The sequence below is a fragment of the Thalassoglobus neptunius genome (assembly GCF_007859735.1).
Taxonomy (GTDB): Bacteria; Planctomycetota; Planctomycetia; order Planctomycetales; family Planctomycetaceae; genus Thalassoglobus; species Thalassoglobus neptunius.
The window spans coordinates 618,331-635,342 of record NZ_SIHI01000001.1; the positions used below are offsets into that span (position 1 = coordinate 618,331).

Below are 17,012 nucleotides of genomic sequence, written 5' to 3' on the forward strand. Positions count from 1 at the left end.
GGATTGAAAGAACTGAGAAGTTTCCCCAAACATAAAAAAAGCCTGCTCATTCAAATAACATGAATGGCAGGCAAGGTGATTCGACAGCGTTTACCAAGCGAAGTGTGAGAACGCTTTGTTGGCTTCTGCCATACGGTGAACGTTTTCACGTTTGGTGATCGAAACGCCTTCCCGCTTGAATGCGGAAACGAACTCGTCTGCCAGAGACTGTGCGATCGGGCGGCCCTTACGTCCACGAGCCGCTTCGAGAATCCATCGGATCGACAGAGTCTGTTGTCGTTTTGCACTCACGGGAGTTGGAACCTGATAGGTGGCTCCCCCGACGCGCTTGGACCGCACTTCGATGTGTGGCTTTACGTTTTCGACTGCTTGATTGAAGACCTCAACAGGCTCTTCTTCAGGCAGGCGCTTGCTGATTTCGTCCATGGCGTCGTAGAACACGCCGAGGGCAATGCTCTTTTTTCCGTCATGCATCAGACAGTTGACGAACTTGGAGACGAGCTTGGAATCGTATCTCGGATCTCCGATCAGCTGTGTTTTACTGGCTGTAAACCGTTTGGCCATGGACGTTTCGACCTGTTAACTGAATCAAAAACAATATTGGATGATTTATTCGAATCACGCTTTCGAGCCCGATGGCCTGCGTGACGGATTGTTCAATTTCAAGCTGCGGACAGCTTGTGAGAACTGATTACGTTTTGAGCACTATTTAGGACGCTTTGCCCCGTAGCGGCTGCGTGCCTGGCGACGGCCGTCGACACCCAGGGTATCGAGCACACCGCGAATGACTTTGTATCGAACCCCCGGCAAGTCGCGAACACGACCACCACGGACAAGCACGATGGAGTGTTCCTGAAGATTGTGACCTTCGCCGGGAATGTAGGCGGTCAGCTCTTTTCCGTTCGACAGGCGAACACGAGCAATCTTCCGCAGAGCCGAGTTTGGCTTCTTAGGAGTCATGGTTCGCACTTGCAGACAGACACCACGCCTTTGCGGGCATCCCTCAAGCAGTGGAGTCTTCGACTTGGACGTCTGCTTTCTGCGAGGTTTTCGAACGAGCTGGTTAATCGTAGGCATAGATCAATTCACAATCTGAAATCGTGCAGTCGTTTGGGGAATATTGATGTCGTTTTCGGTGAGCTTGTCGGCATCAGAATCTCAATCGACTGACGCGCAAAACACCCCTGACCCACCGAGGAATCGCGAACTGTAACTCCCGCGCGGGCGATGGTCAAGTCGACCGAGGCGCTGGATTTCCCAAGAAATCTCGGTTTTTCGAAGCTGTCTCCCGATCTGCAGCACCGAGATCGGTTATGGCGAGTCGCTGTGAATTGCGTCGATTCTTTTCCAATCGATGCGGCGGATGAAGACAGTCTGGTCATCGTTGACACGATAGACGTGGCCGAAAACCTCAGTGGTATCGTGGGGGACTCGAATGATCCGCCCTGAACATTCCCATCTGACGTAATCTGTTCTTTCCCACCTGTCTGTTCCGCCGGGTTGGTAGGGATAGATCCCGACGGGGTGAGGGATCGAGGAATCTTTGTCCATGCGAAACACTCTCATCTCGAATGTGTCGGTAGAAACAGCTGAGAGTTGAATGTTTCCGTCGAAATGAAAATGTTCCACCTCAAGCGGGGAAGCGGAGAAGAAGAGAGTCGCAGCGAGAGAAGCGATGAAATTTGAGATGTGGAACCAGCCGTGATCCATGGAAATACTCCTTCACGATGAACGGAATCGTCACAAAACTGTTTTGATTCGATGAAGCTCCTGAATAGCCCCTGGCCAAGCGAATGATGAGAGTTCCTCTGAATAGTCTACCCGCAGAAAGTGGAGCATAACACGTCGAACAGGGAGGTATCAATGCGAGTAGATGCGTTCTGCTTCCTCGGCATCTGGGCGCGCGTCCGTCGCTCGTGCTATTCTTGATGATTGCGGCATTGACTGTGACCGAGAAATGAGTGACGGCAGAATTTCCTGGACGGAAGACGGTGATGAATCAGAAGCGAATCGGACTGATTGGTGCGGGGAAAATGGCGACGGCATTGGCTTCCGGGTGGATTCGTTCCGGTTTGGCTCAACCTGAGAATATGCTCGCCAGTGACCCTTACGAAGCTGCCCGGAAATCATTCAGGGAACAGACGAACATCCCGACGACAGACAGCAATCGTGAGGTGCTCGAATCGTCGGGAGTGGTGCTGCTGGCGGTGAAACCTCAAGTCGTGCCTGAGCTTCTGGAAGAACTCGCCGAGTCGGCCACGTCGGAACATCTCTTCGTTTCCATCATCGCCGGGGCACGTTTGGATCGCTTCGAAGCAGTACTGCCGAAGAGTCGACACATTCGAGTGATGCCGAATACTCCCTGTCTCGTTGGGGAAGGAGCCTCGGGATTTGCGGCCGGTTCCACTGCCACTAAGGACGACTTAAAGCTGGTCGAAGATCTTCTCTCGACCGTTGGAATCGCACTGCCAGTCGCTGAGCACTTGCTCGATGCAGTGACCGGACTTTCAGGCAGCGGACCGGCATATGTGTTTGAGATCATTGAAGCACTCAGCGACGGCGGGGTTCTGTCTGGGTTACCGCGTGCGACAGCGACTCAACTCGCAGCACAAACACTGCTCGGGGCTGCGAAAATGGTCCTTGAGAGCGGCCAGCATCCGGGGCAGTTGAAAGATGCTGTGACAAGTCCCGGGGGGACGACGATTTCGGGGCTGCATCAACTCGAACAGGGATGCATGCGGGGAACACTCATGAATGCCGTCGAAGCCGCGACGAAACGCTCGCAGGAGTTGGGAAAAACATCGACATAAGTGCGGTGCGGTGCGATGCCGATGGTCGTGGTGTTCCCAAGCGACGAATTCGCGAGATGTGGAATTCTGAACGAACGGGATTGGGAGGTGACTCCAGCAACTCTCATTGGTGAGGACGTTCCTGAATCGTTAACGTTGCATTATCGCTCTCTCACTTGATTCATAGAAAAACACATGCCTGACTTGAGCTATACTCCGCGTCAACGGTATCTCGTTCGGTTTGACCCGAAACGGATTCCGCATATGTTCGTCGACGTTCTCGTCATCGGAACAGGCATCGCCGGAGTTCGTGCTGCTTTGGAAATTGATCCGCGTTTGCGCGTTGTGATGGTGACGAAAGATGTCGTGTCGTCATCGAACAGCTCGTGGGCTCAAGGGGGCATCGCTGGAGTTCTGGACCCTTCCGACGAGTTGAGCAATCACGTCGAAGACACCATCAAAGCCGGGGCCGGTTTGTGCGATCCCGATGTCGTTCGAGAGATTGTGGAAGAAGCTCCGGAACGAATTCGAGAGCTTGTCTCGTTCGGAGCGCAGTTCGATCGGAAAGATGGTTCGATCGCACTGACGACTGAAGGAGGTCACAGCCATCCGCGTGTTGCTCATGCTCTTGGGGATGCCACCGGAAAAGAGGTGATGCGGGCCTTGATTGATACCGTTCGCGGAGCGGGATGGACGGAGATCTGGGAGAAGACGTTCTCAATCGACCTTTTGACTCACGAGGGGAGTTGTCGCGGGGCGCTGGTCTGGAATCCTCATCACGGAAAGACGTTCGTCTGGGCCAAGCAAACGATTCTGGCGACCGGGGGAGCAGGGCGTTTGTATCGGGAAACGACAAACCCTGATATCGCGACCGCCGACGGACACGCAATCGCCTACCGGGCGGGTGCGGAGCTGCGCGATATGGAGATGATGCAGTTTCATCCGACGGTGCTTTACATCGCTGGAAGTTCACGTCATCTGATCACCGAAGCGGCTCGAGGAGAAGGGGGATATCTGGTCGATGTGAATGGCGACCGGTTCATGGGGAATTACGACGAGCGGTTGGAACTCGCTCCGCGTGATGTGGTCAGTCGTGCGATCACTGATCAGATGGAACTGACCCGGCATCCGTGTGTCTATCTCGATTTGACTCACCTGCCGAAAGAGAAGATCAACGAACGGTTTCCCAATATTCTGGAGATGTGCCGCGAGTTCGGTCTCGACCTGACGCATGACCGCATTCCCGTCCGACCGGGAGCCCATTACATGATCGGCGGGTTGACGGTCGACTTGAAAGGTGCGACGACGCTTCCGGGGCTGTGGGCTGCAGGTGAAGCGACTTCCAGTGGTTTACATGGGGCAAATCGACTCGCATCCAACAGCTTGTTGGAAGGGCTATATTACGGGATTCACGCTGGCCGAGGGGCGTCGCAAGCAGCGTTGGAAATTCCCGACAGCTTTTCCGCGCCGCCTGTTTCTTCGCCGGGCCCGAAGGTGATCGAGGAGCAGGACCTGTTGAACCTCACCGACTTGCGGAACTCGCTCGGATCAATCATGTGGCGAAATGTTGGAATTCGCCGCGATGAAGAAGGACTCAAAGCGGCAGCGGAGCAGGTCGAGTTTTGGGACCGATATGTCTCTCTTCGAGAGTTTCAGACAGTCGAAGGTTGGGAACTGCAGAACATGCTGCTGGTCGGGCGATTGATGATCGAGTCAGCCCGGGCTCGCACCGAAAGTCGTGGTGTCCACTTTCGGAGCGATTTTCCGGAGTCTGATTCCTCATGGGAGAGGCACGTCACGATCGGCGAACCCTCCGCAGCTGACTGACTGCGTTTACAGATGCTTCGCCAGAAGTTCGGCAATCTGAACAGCGTTCGTTGCTGCCCCTTTTCGCAAGTTGTCGCTGACGCACCAGAAGCTGATTCCGTTCGGATGTGAGATGTCCTTGCGGATTCGTCCGATGAAGACTTCGTCGGAACCATCGCAAGTGCTCGGAAGCGGATATTGCCCGTCCTGCAGGTTGTCGACGACCTGAATTCCAGGAAATGACTCGAACAGTTCACGAGCTTCACCGGGTGAGAGTGGCTTTTCGGTTTCGACGGTGATCGACTCGCTGTGACAGTTGGCAACCGGCACGCGGACGCAGGTGGGGTTCACCTGAATCGATTCATCGCCGAGAATTTTTCGGGTCTCGTAGACCATTTTCAGTTCTTCGCTGGTGTATCCGTCTGCCTTTTCGCTTCCGATTTGGGGGATGCAGTTGAAGGCGATGGGATGCGCGAAGGCTTTGTAGGAATAGTCATCTCCGGACAGGTACGATTTGGACCCATCGAACAGATCGCTTGTTCCCTGGACGCCGGCTCCGCTTGTCGCTTGATAAGTGCTGACGATCACCCGTTTGACGACCGCAGCATCGTGAAGAGGTTTCAGAGCCAGGACCATTTGGGTTGTTGAGCAGTTCGGACTGGCGATGATGCCGGTGGCGTCGAGAGCATCCTGCGGATTCACTTCCGGAATCACGAGGGCGACTCCTTCTTTCATTCGCCAGTATCCCGATTCATCAATGACGCGGCAGCCTGCTTCAACAGCGGCAGGAAGATATTCGGCAGCGACGTCATCGGGAGTGGAAGCGATCACGAGGTCGGACCCGGCGAAGCAATCTTTGGTCAGCTCTTCGATGGTGTACTTCTGGTCACGAAAAGAAATCTGCTGACCCGTTGAACGAGCTGAGGCGATGAAGCGAAACGTTCCTGCTTGAAAGTTCCGTTCTTCCAGCAATTGCCGCATGATCTGACCGACGGCACCGGTGGCGCCCACAATGGCAACATTTCGAAACACGGATTAACCTCAATTTGCAGCTGAGCGGCAGTGATAGGGATCAAAGAGTCAATGAGCGTCCAAGACGACACGAGCGAGCATCATAGACCGGGACAAGTGGCCTCTGCAAATTGTTCGCGATCAATCCTTTCTGTTGAGAAACTGCGCCCGGGAAGATTGGGGCCTTTCAGACGTTGAGACCGGAGAAACCCGGCGACTCCGGTCTTGCGGTCATGAAGCCGGAACCTCTACAATCGCTAAAACTTAAGAGAAATAGCTCGTGTCAGATCATATCAAGCGGATCGCCGTATTGGGTGCAACCGGTTCGATTGGAACCAGTTGTCTCGATGTGGTGCGCGCTCATCCGGATGAAATGGCAGTGGACTTGCTGTCCGCTCACACCCAATGGCAACTGGTGGCCGAGCAAACTGCTGAGTTTCTGCCGCGAACAGTCGTGCTGACGGGGATCGATCGAAATTCCGTTCCGGGAAATGCGTTTCCATCGCAAGTGAACGTCGAGTTCGGTGAAGATTGCCTCGCGAACGCCATTACTCACTCGGATGCCGAGGTTGTGATTACCGGAATCGTGGGGGCTGCGGGACTCCGCGGAACCTGGGCAGCGATTGAAGCCGGGAAATCGATTGGATTGGCAAATAAAGAAACACTCGTCGTCGCCGGGAAACTCGTGACGGACAAAGCTTCCGAAACCGGTGCGACGCTGATTCCGGTCGACAGTGAACACTCCGCGATTTTTCAGTCGCTGCAGTCCGGGCGGACTGAAGAAGTGTCACGAATTATTCTGACAGCCAGTGGAGGACCGTTCCGGACATGGTCTCAGGAGCAGCTTTCACAGGTCACTTGTGCTGATGCTCTGAGTCATCCGACCTGGGAAATGGGCAGGAAAATTACCGTCGATTCCGCGACGATGATGAACAAAGCTCTGGAAGTGATTGAAGCCCGATGGTTGTTCGGACTTCCTTCTGAGCAGATCGACGTTGTCGTGCATCCGCAGTCGGTGGTCCACTCGATGGTGGAGTTTGTGGATGGCTCAGTCATCGCACAATTATCTCCCCCGGATATGAAATTACCTATACAATATGCGATTACCTGGCCCGCACGAGTGGCAGGAGCCAGCCCGAAACTGGACTTATTGGAAACATTTTCACTTGATTTTCAACCCCCTGATCTCGAACGATTCCCGGCGTTATCGTTAGGATTTGAGGTTGCTGAACGCGGCGGAACTTCTGGAGCAGTCTTGAATGCTGCCAACGAAGTGGCTGTCGAGCGTTTTCTTTCTGAAACACTGACTTTTACCGACATCCCGCGACTCTGTCGCGAGATTCTGAATGCCCACGATTTCGACAGCCAGCCGGAGTTGGATGAGTTGCTCGAACTCGATCATTGGGCGCGCCAGGAGGCATTGAATTGGATACCGTCGTCGCCGCCACACTCGCACTCTTTAGCGTCTCGGCACTGCTAAACATATTTATCGCTGCCGCCGGACTTGGTCTGGTGATCTTTTTCCATGAGCTCGGACACTTCCTCGTTGCGAAGTGGTGCGGAGTGTATGTGGAACGCTTCAGTATCGGATTCGGTCAGCCGATCCTCGCCAAGAAGTGGGGCGAGACCGAATACTGGCTGGGCTGGGCTCCGTTTGGGGGCTACGTCAAAATGCTCGGTCAGGATGATATGGATCCGGGGCAAATGACTGACGATCAGATCAGTGCTGATCCTCGCTCTTACACCTCAAAGTCTGTTCCTCAGCGGATGGCGATTATCTCCGCCGGGGTGATTATGAACATCATCACCGGGTTTCTGTTCTTTGCGATTGCCTTCAACAGCGGTGTTGAAACAACCGATCGTGTCATCGGTCACGTGCAAGTGGGAATGCCGGGATGGCAACACGGAATTCGTTCCGGCGACACCATTACCGCCATTAACGGACGGCAGGTGTCGAACTTTGAAGACCTGTTGCGTGGGACGGCACTTTCTCGCGGCCCGATTCGCTTGCAGGGTTTTCATTCCGATGGAGAAACGTTCGACATCGAACTGGAGCCATCAGCCAACGGAATCGTCCGTCAGATCGGAATTGGATCGTCCCGAAGCCTGGAAGTTCTTCCTGTTCCGGATCCGAAAGCAATTCCCTTTGTCTTTCCGGGGACCGCTGCTTCTCGAGCAGAGTTTGAGCCGGGCGACATTATCGCGGCTGTTGATGGAGTCGTGATCAAAGAGTTCAGCGAACTCGACAAGATTCTCAACGAGAAAGCAGACGAAGCGTTGGGGCTGACAGTCAAACGCAAGAGTGAGGGTGGCGACACCAAAGAAGTTCAGGTCAGCTTGCCTGCCGAACAGTTTCTCGGTTTGGGACTCCGCATGGGGATGGGAAAAATCGAAGCTGTCCAAATCGGTTCGGCTGCTGCTGAAGCGGGTTTGAAGAAGGGCGATCTCATCGCCAAGGTCGACGGGCTGGACGTCGGACACGATATCGATCCCGTTCGTCTCACAGAATACTTCTCTGAGCATGACGGGAAAGAGGTCGAAGTGACCATTTCCCGTGAAGTTTCCGGAGGGGCGCCTCAAGAACTGGTGCTCACTTTGACTCCAAGCGATCGGGCTCCGTGGGCAGAACCACCGACATCAGAAGGGGCTCCGCTTTCGGTTCCGAGCATTGGAGTTGCTTATCATCTGGTTCCGAATGTTTTCTCAGTCGATGAAGATGGTCCCGCAGCCGGACAGGGAATCAAACCACGTGATACCATTCACAAAGTGACTCTCATCAAGGCACCTGGAACTGAGCAGGACGCCAGAACGGATACGCGGTTCGAGATCCCGATCAAAGACAAGAACTGGGCCTACGCTTTCTGGACCATTCAGGAATACACTCGCTCACGAATCGTGGAACTCACCGTCAGTTCACCCGAAGATTCAAACGAACACCGGGTCGTTGAAGTGACTCCGAAGGTCGTCGAAGATTGGTATCTTCCCACGACACGCGGACTTCGTTTGAGCGAGCGGTCGATTACTCTCGAGGCAAACAGCGTTCAAAACGCCTTCGCAATGGCAGGGCGTTACACCGTTACCTCCATCGAAGATATTTACCTGACTCTTCGCGGGTTGCTGACCGGGGATATCTCCCACAAGGGGTTAAGTGGACCGATCAATATCGCCAAGCTGGCCTATGGGTTTGCGGATTTGGGGATTGGACACTTCCTGCGATTTCTCGGACTGATCAGTGTGAATCTCGCTGTGATCAACTTCCTGCCGATTCCCGTGCTGGATGGCGGTCACATGGTCTTTCTCATCTGGGAAGCTGTCACAAGGAAGAAGCCCAGCGAGAAAGTTGTTGCAACCGCCACCTACTTTGGAATGGTCTTTGTCCTGGGTCTGATGATGTTTGTGATCTATCTCGACCTGTTCGTTTCGAAAATTTAAGTCCGAAGACACTCACTCATGAGCTTCGTTGGGGGCAACCTGAACAAGTTCGTTCTTGAGCTGTTCGACCGCTTCCGAGTATTGATCTGACCCGATGAGATTCTCCATCTCATTCGGGTCTTTTTCGTGGTCGTAGAGTTCTTTGGCAGTGACGTTTCCGGTCTGCCAGTCACGCCATTCCGTATACCGGAGTCTGCCATCGGTGACAGAGTATCCCATTTGGTCAGGCTTTCCTTTGTAGTAAGCTGGGCGAGGATGTTGCGTGAGGGCGACTCTCTTCACAGACGCCGAAGGATCTCTCAGCACAGGAACCAGGCTTTCCCCTTCGACGTGGGTCTCCGGAAGTCCGCACAACTCAGCAAGTGTGGGACTGAGATCAATCAGTTCGGCAATCGAGTTCGTTCGAGCGTTCTGCGGGAATCCGGGGGCTGAAATGAGAAGTGGAACACGAGCGTCCAGCTCAAAGCAGGAGGTCTTGCACCACACGCTGTGTTGTCCCAGGTGGAATCCGTGATCCGACCAGAAGACCACAATTGTCTTTTCTCGCAGCCCGGTTTCCTCGAGGGTTTTCAGAAGCTTGCCGACTTGCTCATCGAGATAGCTGATGCTTGCATAGTAGCCATGCCACAATAATCGACGTTCTTCATCGGAGATGTTCTGCGGATCGGGGCCATAGCCTCTGAGTTCCCGTGAATCGTGAAGTGCGATCTCCGGAACGTTGCTGGGCGGAGCGAATCGATCCGGAAGGGTGAGGCTGTCTCTCTGATATCGGTCCCAATACTTTTTCGGAGCGAGAAACGGAAGATGCGGACGCCAGAATCCAACAGCAAGGAAGAATGGCTCGTGGGAAAATTCTTTCAGTTGCTGACAGGCCAGGTCGGCAATTTTTCCGTCGCGGTAAGCATCGTCTGGAAGATCCTCGTTCTCATACGCTCCCTGCTTCTTTCCGGGTTTGGCTCCTTTGAGGGGTTTTGCGTACGTGTCAGAGTGTCGACCTGCATTGAGCATGGAGGGAACCGACCATGATGGTTCATCATCGAGATTTCCCATGTTGTGAAACATCTTCCCGATACAGCGTGTGAAGTATCCGTTGTTTTTGAATCGCTGTGGAATGGTGACAGCATCGGGCTGGGCAGTGCGGAAATCGGCCCGCAGGTCATAGACGGAAATGGTGTCGGGACGCAGACCAGACATCAACGAGGCTCGCGAAGGATTGCAGACCGCCTGCTGGCAATAGGCATTCTCAAACAGGGTTCCTTCAGAGGCGAGTCGGTCCAGGTTTGGTGATGAGACGTCCTGATTTCCATAACATCCGAGGCTGCAGTTGAGGTCATCGGCAGCGATAAAAAGTACGTTCCATTGCTCGGCTGATTCCGAACTCTTTGGGACTGTACTCAGCAAGAGAGCCACGATCAGGCTCGTTAGAAGATTTCTCATGAGGCGCTTTCTGTCAAAGGTGTCAGACGTCGATGTCGCATCGAGAGTCGTATCATCACACAACTTTTCTGACCATGCAAACTGATGCCACTGGCTCATCGTGATCTCGTGCTTGATCATTTGACCAACAGTCAGATTCGGCTTTGGCCATGAGAGTCGGAAGATTCGGATTTCCGGTCGGCGTTGCTTGATTCGGTTCCTGTGCGAGGAAATCGAATTCCTGGTTTTTCTGCGAACGCAATGCTGTCTCAATTGAAGTGAGATGCAGTGACGTTGGATGATGGTCACACTCACAGTTCATGAAAGAATTCCTGACAGGCGACTTTCTGTCAGCTGACGCAGAAATCATTTCCATATCGATCGGGTGAAACAGACATGCGCTCCATCTTGATAGTGATGTCAGTCATGACATGGCTTGCGGCGAAGCCAATGGATCTCTTCGGAGATCATCCATCAGGCGCGAACTGGGAAACAGTTGGTGGCGACCGTGGCTGTCAGAGGTATTCAACTCTTTCGCAAATTAACCGCGAGAACGTTGATCAGCTTGAAGTGGCGTGGGTCTATCGAACGGGAGAGCTTGATCGCGAGCGGAAGAAGACGATTGAATGCACACCGCTCGTTATCGATGGCGTGATGTATCTCTCGACGGGGCACTTGAGAGTGGTCGCGTTAAATGCAGAAACAGGTGAGCAACTTTGGGAGTTTGATCCGTTCGCAAATCATACAGCTGCAGGCCCGCTTGCATCCGGCGGAGTGAATCGCGGACTGGCGTGGTGGAGTGATCAGAAACCTGACGGAGAACGACGCATCTTGCACGGAACGTCCGATGGTCGATTGTTCTCGATCGATGCCAGGACAGGGCAACTCGATCCGAAGTTCGGAAACGGTGGCATCAAAGATCTCCGCGAAGACTTCGAAGAGGATCTTTCCAAGATGGCTTATGGTCCGACTTCAGCCCCGGCGATTTGTGGAGACATCGTTTTTCTCGGCGTCTCCAATGGGGAAGGGCCGAACATCGCTGCTCCGGGGGATATTCGAGCGTTCGACGTCCGGACCGGGCGTCAGCTGTGGAGATTTCATACTGTTCCGCGTCCCGGAGAAAAGGGCCACGAAACCTGGGAAGGGGATTCGTGGAAGTACCGAGGAGGGGCGAATGCGTGGGGTGGCTTGAGTGTTGACGTCGAGAGGAATCTCGTCTTCGCAGGTTTGGGCTCAGCGGCATTCGACTTTTACGGAGGGGACCGTCACGGAGAGAATTTGTATGCGAATTCAACGGTTGCGCTCGATGCTTCCAGTGGAGAACTCAAGTGGCACTTTCAAACGTTGCGACACGATCTGTGGGACCATGATCTGCCGGTCTATCCGAACCTCGTCACGGTGACTCACGAGGGGAAACGTATTCCGGCCGTTGCACAGGTGACCAAGACGGGTTTCGTTTACCTCTTCGATCGGGAGTCGGGAGAACCACTCTTTGAAATCGAAGAGCGACCGGTTCCGCAGTCGGATGTTCCCGGTGAACAGGCCTCACCCACGCAACCGATTCCCGTGAAGCCGCCTCCCTTTTCCGTTCAACACTTCGATAAATCGAACGTCACCGACATCGCTGAAGCCAATCGGGAATATGTGCTGAAGGAGCTTCAGAAGATTCGAACCGGACCCGCTTTCAGTCCTCCGAGTTTGCAGGGGACTGTTGTGACTCCCGGATTTCATGGAGGGGCCAACTGGTCGGGAGCCAGCTTCGATCCCGAAACGGGAATTCTTTACGTCAACTCAAACAACGTTCCGAACGTGATGACGCTTGTCGAGTCTCCGCCGGGGGCGAAGTACAAGTACGGACATCGCGGGTACAAACAAATTCGCGATCAGGAAGGCTATCCCGGGATCAAACCGCCATGGGGGGTGTTGACGGCAATTGATCTGAATCAAGGCGAATTTGCGTGGCAGGTTCCGCTGGGGGAATACGAGGAGTTGACAGAAAGAGGTATTCCTCAAACTGGAACGGAAACCTTCGGTGGGACGATTGTCACAGCTGGCGGTCTCGTCTTTATTGGGGGAACAAAGGACGAGAAGTTTCGAGCTTTTGACAAATCGACAGGTGAAGTGCTTTGGGAGTCTCAACTCCCCGCCGGGGGATACGCGACTCCCTCAACTTACGAAGTAAACGGTCGACAATACGTCGTCATCGCAGCTGGCGGAGCAGGCAAACTGGGAACGAGGGCAGGGGATGCCTTTGTCGTCTTCGCGCTTCCCGAAGGGGGAAATTAATTCGGTAAGCACTCAGCAACCTTCACTCTCGTTGTCAAAACCTAGAGCATTTTCTGATTGTGTGTGCACGATCTCGCACGAGCAAGCACAGCCTTTTAAATTATGAAACAGTGCAAGCGAGTGCACAGGAAAGAGCAACTTGCTCTACGCTGCAGCACTGTCAGATCCGTCGGCGGAATCAGCAGAATAGAAGTTCAAAAGTGCTGATGGGCCGACTCTGCCTTCAGTGGTTCCGTCCCAGCAGTGTGACTCCACACATTCGAGGACAGTTTCTGCAACACGCAATGCTGCGAGGGCATCGCGTCCATTCACAACCGGACGATGACGGTTTCGAACCGCGTCGATGAACGAACTCAGTTCCGCTGTCAGAGCATCATCGTTGGAAGCTTGGACTTCTTGAGGTTCAATGAACGTCCCGAAGACTTGTGATTTCAATTCGTCGATCGTCCGTTCGCCGGATTGGGCGAGGTCGAACGGAAACTGACCCGATTGCATCATCGGAGTCGGTGAGAACTTCTTGACGACGCGGGAGGTCAGGTCTGCGGTTGCACAGCCTGTCTCTGACCAGCACTGAATGTTTCGTGATGGAGACGGTGAAACGCGATTGACCGTCAGGTCGGCAATGCATCCGTTCGGGAAGTAAAGCCTCGCCTGAACAGCGTCTTCCCGTCCTCCGACGAGTGAGGCTCCGAAGGCTTCGACGCGGGTCGGCATTTCCTGTGTCAGTGACAGACAGAGTTCAATGTCATGAATCATCAGGTCGTGAACGACTCCGATATCCATCGACCGAAATGCGTAGGGGCTAACGCGTTCTGTTCGAATGTATTTCGGTTCCCCGGTCCATTCAGAAAGTTCTTGAAAGGCTGGGTTGAATCGTTCGATGTGACCCACTTGAAGAGGAATCGCGTGCTCATCAGCAAGGCGGACGAGTGCTTCTCCGTCTTCGACGTTGCCAGCCAGTGGCTTCTCCATGAGAACGGGAACATCTTTGGAGAGAAAATCTCCGCCGACCTGTTTGTGCAGGAATGTCGGCACGACGACGGAAACCGCATCGACCGATTTCATAAGAGTGCGATAGTCGTTGGTCCAATTGCATCCGCACGACTCAGCGACTGTCCGCCCTTGTTGTTCATTCGGATCGGCGACAGCAATCAGCTCAACCCCATCCATTTCGGAGAGAATTCGTGCGTGATGCCGACCGAGTGCGCCGACTCCAACGACGGCAAGTTTTAATGTCCCATTCATGTCTTCACTGACTTTAAGAGAGTTGTGTGTAGATCGATCGAGAGCAACTTGCTCTTCACTGTATGTTGGCTTGGTCTGTTCGTTTCGGTGTGTCGGACAGGCCTCTTCAGCCTCTGTCACATTTCAGCGATTGCTCGATAGTGGCCCGGCACACGGCTTAAGCGGATTTCTTCGCTGCGGTTTCCTTGGATTCAACGAGAGGAGTTGTGCGGGCTGCTTCGCGAGCGCGCCCCATTCTGCCTGCACGTTGCTGTTCAATCGCTGACAGGAGCGTGATCAGTTCAATCGGAAAAATGCCCTGCAGCTCCGTTTCAAAATGTTCGCGAACGACTTTGAAAGACTTGTGTTCTCTGTAAAGCATTCGCTGGGCATGCCGAATGACACGGATCGATTCATCCGGAATCCCGGCTCGTTTCATGCCAATGAGATTGACGGTCTTGATCTCAGGATTGTCGCTTCCCGCAGCCAGCATGAACGGCGGAACGTCCGTCGGAACGCGACATCCTCCGCTGACGAAAGCGAGAGTTCCGATCGTTGCGAAGTGGTGAACGACGGAGTTGCCCGAGACAATGGCCCGATCGTGAACATGAACATGCCCGCCAAGCAACACACCGTTCACAAGCATCACGTGATCGTAAAGTCGACAGTTGTGGGCGACGTGTGAGTTCGACATCAGCAGGTTGTGATTGCCGATGCGAGTGATTCCGTCTTCCTTCTCTGCCCCGCGATTGACTGTAACGCCTTCCCGAAACTGGTTGTGATCTCCGATCACGACTTGAGTCGGTGCGGCATCTCGATAGCTGTAATCTTGAGGTTCCGCACCAATGACACTGTTTTGCCAAAAGCGGTTGTCGCTCCCCACTGTGGTTTTCCCGGTCAACGTGACATGACTTTCGAGAACCGTTCGATCACCAATCGAAACATCCGGCCCGACGAAGCAGAATGGACCGATTTGAACGTCCTGCCCGATCTGTGCTTTCGGATCGACGTGAGCGAGATGAGAGATCTGAGTCGACATTATCAACGTCCTGTTTGTGGGTGAATGATCGTCATCCGGCAGCGTTCATGGGGGTGAAAGGAGCGGGTCGATTCTTGGGGAGTGGAAAAGACGATTGATGGGGATTGAGCGCGAGAGCTTGTTTTCGAAGGGTTCGAATTATGGCGTGATTCAGTCGATGACCTGAACGGGTTGCCACAAAACGTCCTGCAAGATCACATCCCAACAGAGCGAAATCGCCAATACAGTCTAAAATTTTATGACGGGCGCATTCGTTCTCGAATCTCAAGGAATTGTCAACGATTCCTTCGTCTCCGAAAACGAGCACGTTCTGCGGAGTCGATCGTTTGCCAATTCCTTGTTTCTGGAGTTCGCGAACTTCCGACTCCAGGACAAACGTGCGGCAGTTTGCGATCTCCTGAATGAACACTTCCGGAGTGATTACAAAACTGTCGGACTGTTGTGAAATCGGACTGTTTCCGTAATCGAGAAGGAATCCGATTTCATATTCGTGTTTGCGAGGTGGTTGCGCGCCGATTCCGACAAAGTCATCTTCGACAACAACCAGTGTCTCGGTCAGTTCGACACAGGCTCGCGAGGCGTCCTGTTCGACGATGTCCGCAGACAGGAGTGCTTCAACAAATGCCTGACTCGATCCGTCACACGCAGGGGGTTCGGGTGCATCGATGCGAACAAGGCAGTTGTCGATTTGCAGCCCCGCCAGGGCTGCCATGACGTGCTCAATCACCTGCACTGATCCGCCGGGGGACTGGATCATTGTGCAGCGAGATTGAGGAACGACGAACTCAATGAGTGCGGGAATTGTCGCTGCCGACGTGAGATCGGTTCGTTCGAACACAATTCCGACATCTGGATCGGCGGGGCAAAACTCGAGCAAAACGTCGATCCCTCCGAATAATCCATATCCGGAAACCTTCGCAGTACGAGCGATCGTTCGTTGTCGTCGAGGGGGAGAGTCAAGCACGAATTGATCCTTGGACCGGACAGGAGCATGCAAAAGCGGATCTCAAACGGGTTCTGACACGGCGATGGCTTTCATTCAGAATCGCTTACTTGCGACTCAACGTCGGCGACCACTTTGTCAGAGTTCGATTGGTGTGATCCCAGCAACTGTCAACCGGAGAGTTCTTCAAACATCCATCGATTCAACGACAGTTTCGGTTCTGTTCCTAACGAGTTGTCTGACTCGCAGGTGCGCTGGCGTTCTGCTGCTTTTCCCAACGATCGTTGAGATAGTTGAGGACCGGATCGGTCAGGTCATCTCGGTTTTGATGATAGAGGACCTGGCGGTTCATGCCCTCCATCACTTCCTGAGGATTGTCTGCGGCATCGACCACAGAGCGATTAAATCGAATGATCAGTGTGTACTTGTAGTATTTCGAGTAGCGCTCGACAGCGTCGGAGACTTCAAGGTAGATGCCCTTGTAAACTTCCGTTTCCTTCTTCATCAACTCGCGTTGTTTCTGAAGTTGGGCTTTCTTGAGATCTGCCTGAGCGGTCAGAAATTCGCTCTCGAGTGCTTCGTACTCAGCACTTGTCGGAGCGAGTTCTTTCATCTTGGCCTGGATGGCCTGGATGTTTTCGATCTTGGGAGCCAGAAGTTCATCGCTGCGGCGAACTTCTTCCTGCAAGCGTTCCGTCAGGTAGACGAATTTCTTGTATTCTTTGAAGACGTGGGCCATATCAATGAGCCCAATCTGGTAACCATCATCCGCGTGGATGGGACCAGCAAATAGAAAGAGAAAGCATCCTGTCAGCAAGCATGACAGGGGACGAGTCAACGAATTCCAGCGAGGGAGCCTCAGCATGGCGAATGCACTCCTTTGCAATGCCAGTCCTATTCAACCAGAGAACTTCAGCCCCCTGGGAAATTGACATTCATCATTCCGGCGATGATCTGTCAATTCAGGGTGCATTGTCTTGACTGACGCAAACTGGTCAAGACGAGTTCAATCGTCGCCGGTCGGAATCTTCCAAAATTGCCGATTCCAAAAGCAGAAATCCCCGCT

General features: G+C 53.6%; 14 protein-coding genes. 5 read left to right on the plus strand and 9 right to left on the minus strand.

The annotated features are described in order from the left end of the window. Positions 1-90: 90 nt before the first annotated feature. From rpsG to KOR42_RS02440, 3 genes are all read right to left on the minus strand, one after another. Positions 91-564, minus strand: coding sequence for a 30S ribosomal protein S7 (rpsG, locus tag KOR42_RS02430; RefSeq protein ID WP_146507025.1), 474 nt, complete (start codon positions 562-564; stop codon positions 91-93). Positions 565-705: 141 nt separating this feature from the next. Then, a complete protein-coding gene (gene rpsL / locus KOR42_RS02435; RefSeq protein WP_146507026.1) occupies positions 706-1,077 on the minus strand; it encodes a 30S ribosomal protein S12 in 372 nt (123 codons plus the stop codon). Between the two features lie 234 nt (positions 1,078-1,311). Then, a complete protein-coding gene (locus KOR42_RS02440) occupies positions 1,312-1,710 on the minus strand; it encodes a hypothetical protein (protein WP_146507027.1) in 399 nt (132 codons plus the stop codon). 284 nt (positions 1,711-1,994) lie between these two features. Here KOR42_RS02440 and proC point away from each other — a divergent pair, with 284 nt between their 5' ends. Both proC and nadB read left to right on the plus strand, forming a co-directional pair. Next, positions 1,995-2,810, plus strand: coding sequence for a pyrroline-5-carboxylate reductase (proC, locus tag KOR42_RS02445; protein WP_146507028.1), 816 nt, complete (start codon positions 1,995-1,997; stop codon positions 2,808-2,810). Between the two features lie 174 nt (positions 2,811-2,984). Next, entirely contained in the window at positions 2,985-4,616 is a 1,632-nt protein-coding gene (gene nadB / locus KOR42_RS02450) for an L-aspartate oxidase (RefSeq protein ID WP_146507029.1), read from the plus strand. A 6-nt stretch (positions 4,617-4,622) separates the two neighbouring features. Here the strand turns inward: nadB and KOR42_RS02455 are convergent, their stop codons facing one another. After that, positions 4,623-5,627: an aspartate-semialdehyde dehydrogenase gene (locus KOR42_RS02455; RefSeq protein WP_146507030.1), complete on the minus strand. Its 1,005-nt coding sequence runs from the start codon at positions 5,625-5,627 to the stop codon at positions 4,623-4,625. Between the two features lie 259 nt (positions 5,628-5,886). On the opposite strand from KOR42_RS02455, the gene KOR42_RS02460 reads away from it, so the two are divergent. Continuing rightward, positions 5,887-7,086, plus strand: a complete 1,200-nt coding sequence (locus KOR42_RS02460) for a 1-deoxy-D-xylulose-5-phosphate reductoisomerase (protein WP_231740602.1) — start codon at positions 5,887-5,889, stop codon at positions 7,084-7,086. Beyond that, positions 7,032-9,038 (plus strand): RIP metalloprotease RseP, encoded by a 2,007-nt coding sequence (gene rseP, locus KOR42_RS02465; RefSeq protein ID WP_197440789.1) that lies wholly within the window; start codon positions 7,032-7,034, stop codon positions 9,036-9,038. The genes KOR42_RS02460 and rseP overlap by 55 nt, the downstream gene beginning before the upstream one ends. A 12-nt stretch (positions 9,039-9,050) precedes the next feature. Here rseP and KOR42_RS02470 read toward each other — a convergent pair whose 3' ends face one another. Then, positions 9,051-10,475 (minus strand): sulfatase, encoded by a 1,425-nt coding sequence (locus tag KOR42_RS02470; protein ID WP_146507032.1) that lies wholly within the window; start codon positions 10,473-10,475, stop codon positions 9,051-9,053. A gap of 405 nt (positions 10,476-10,880) precedes the next feature. On the opposite strand from KOR42_RS02470, the gene KOR42_RS02475 reads away from it, so the two are divergent. Beyond that, positions 10,881-12,740, plus strand: coding sequence for a pyrroloquinoline quinone-dependent dehydrogenase (locus KOR42_RS02475; RefSeq protein ID WP_197440790.1), 1,860 nt, complete (start codon positions 10,881-10,883; stop codon positions 12,738-12,740). Positions 12,741-12,884: 144 nt separating this feature from the next. Here KOR42_RS02475 and KOR42_RS02480 read toward each other — a convergent pair whose 3' ends face one another. The 4 genes from KOR42_RS02480 to KOR42_RS02495 form a co-directional block, all read right to left on the minus strand. Beyond that, on the minus strand, positions 12,885-13,985 hold the full coding sequence (locus tag KOR42_RS02480) for a Gfo/Idh/MocA family protein (protein ID WP_146507034.1): 1,101 nt from the start codon (positions 13,983-13,985) through the stop codon (positions 12,885-12,887). A 157-nt stretch (positions 13,986-14,142) separates the two neighbouring features. Then, positions 14,143-15,003: an acyl-ACP--UDP-N-acetylglucosamine O-acyltransferase gene (lpxA, locus tag KOR42_RS02485; RefSeq protein WP_146507035.1), complete on the minus strand. Its 861-nt coding sequence runs from the start codon at positions 15,001-15,003 to the stop codon at positions 14,143-14,145. Between the two features lie 31 nt (positions 15,004-15,034). After that, a complete protein-coding gene (gene lpxC, locus KOR42_RS02490; protein ID WP_146507036.1) occupies positions 15,035-15,967 on the minus strand; it encodes a UDP-3-O-acyl-N-acetylglucosamine deacetylase in 933 nt (310 codons plus the stop codon). 205 nt (positions 15,968-16,172) lie between these two features. Next, positions 16,173-16,811: an OmpH family outer membrane protein gene (locus KOR42_RS02495; RefSeq protein WP_146507037.1), complete on the minus strand. Its 639-nt coding sequence runs from the start codon at positions 16,809-16,811 to the stop codon at positions 16,173-16,175. Positions 16,812-17,012 lie beyond the last annotated feature (201 nt).

Bases quoted from the DNA above. Each gene is read 5' to 3' on its own strand.
- rpsG (WP_146507025.1), bottom strand. From the start codon at position 564: ATGGCCAAACGGTTTACAGCCAGTAAAACACAGCTGATCGGAGATCCG.
- rpsL (WP_146507026.1), bottom strand. From the start codon at position 1,077: ATGCCTACGATTAACCAGCTCGTTCGAAAACCTCGCAGAAAGCAGACG.
- KOR42_RS02440 (WP_146507027.1), bottom strand. From the start codon at position 1,710: ATGGATCACGGCTGGTTCCACATCTCAAATTTCATCGCTTCTCTCGCT.
- proC (WP_146507028.1), top strand. From the start codon at position 1,995: ATGAATCAGAAGCGAATCGGACTGATTGGTGCGGGGAAAATGGCGACG.
- nadB (WP_146507029.1), top strand. From the start codon at position 2,985: ATGCCTGACTTGAGCTATACTCCGCGTCAACGGTATCTCGTTCGGTTT.
- KOR42_RS02470 (WP_146507032.1), bottom strand. From the start codon at position 10,475: ATGAGAAATCTTCTAACGAGCCTGATCGTGGCTCTCTTGCTGAGTACA.
- KOR42_RS02475 (WP_197440790.1), top strand. From the start codon at position 10,881: ATGACATGGCTTGCGGCGAAGCCAATGGATCTCTTCGGAGATCATCCA.
- KOR42_RS02480 (WP_146507034.1), bottom strand. From the start codon at position 13,985: ATGAATGGGACATTAAAACTTGCCGTCGTTGGAGTCGGCGCACTCGGT.
- lpxA (WP_146507035.1), bottom strand. From the start codon at position 15,003: ATGTCGACTCAGATCTCTCATCTCGCTCACGTCGATCCGAAAGCACAG.
- KOR42_RS02495 (WP_146507037.1), bottom strand. From the start codon at position 16,811: ATGCTGAGGCTCCCTCGCTGGAATTCGTTGACTCGTCCCCTGTCATGC.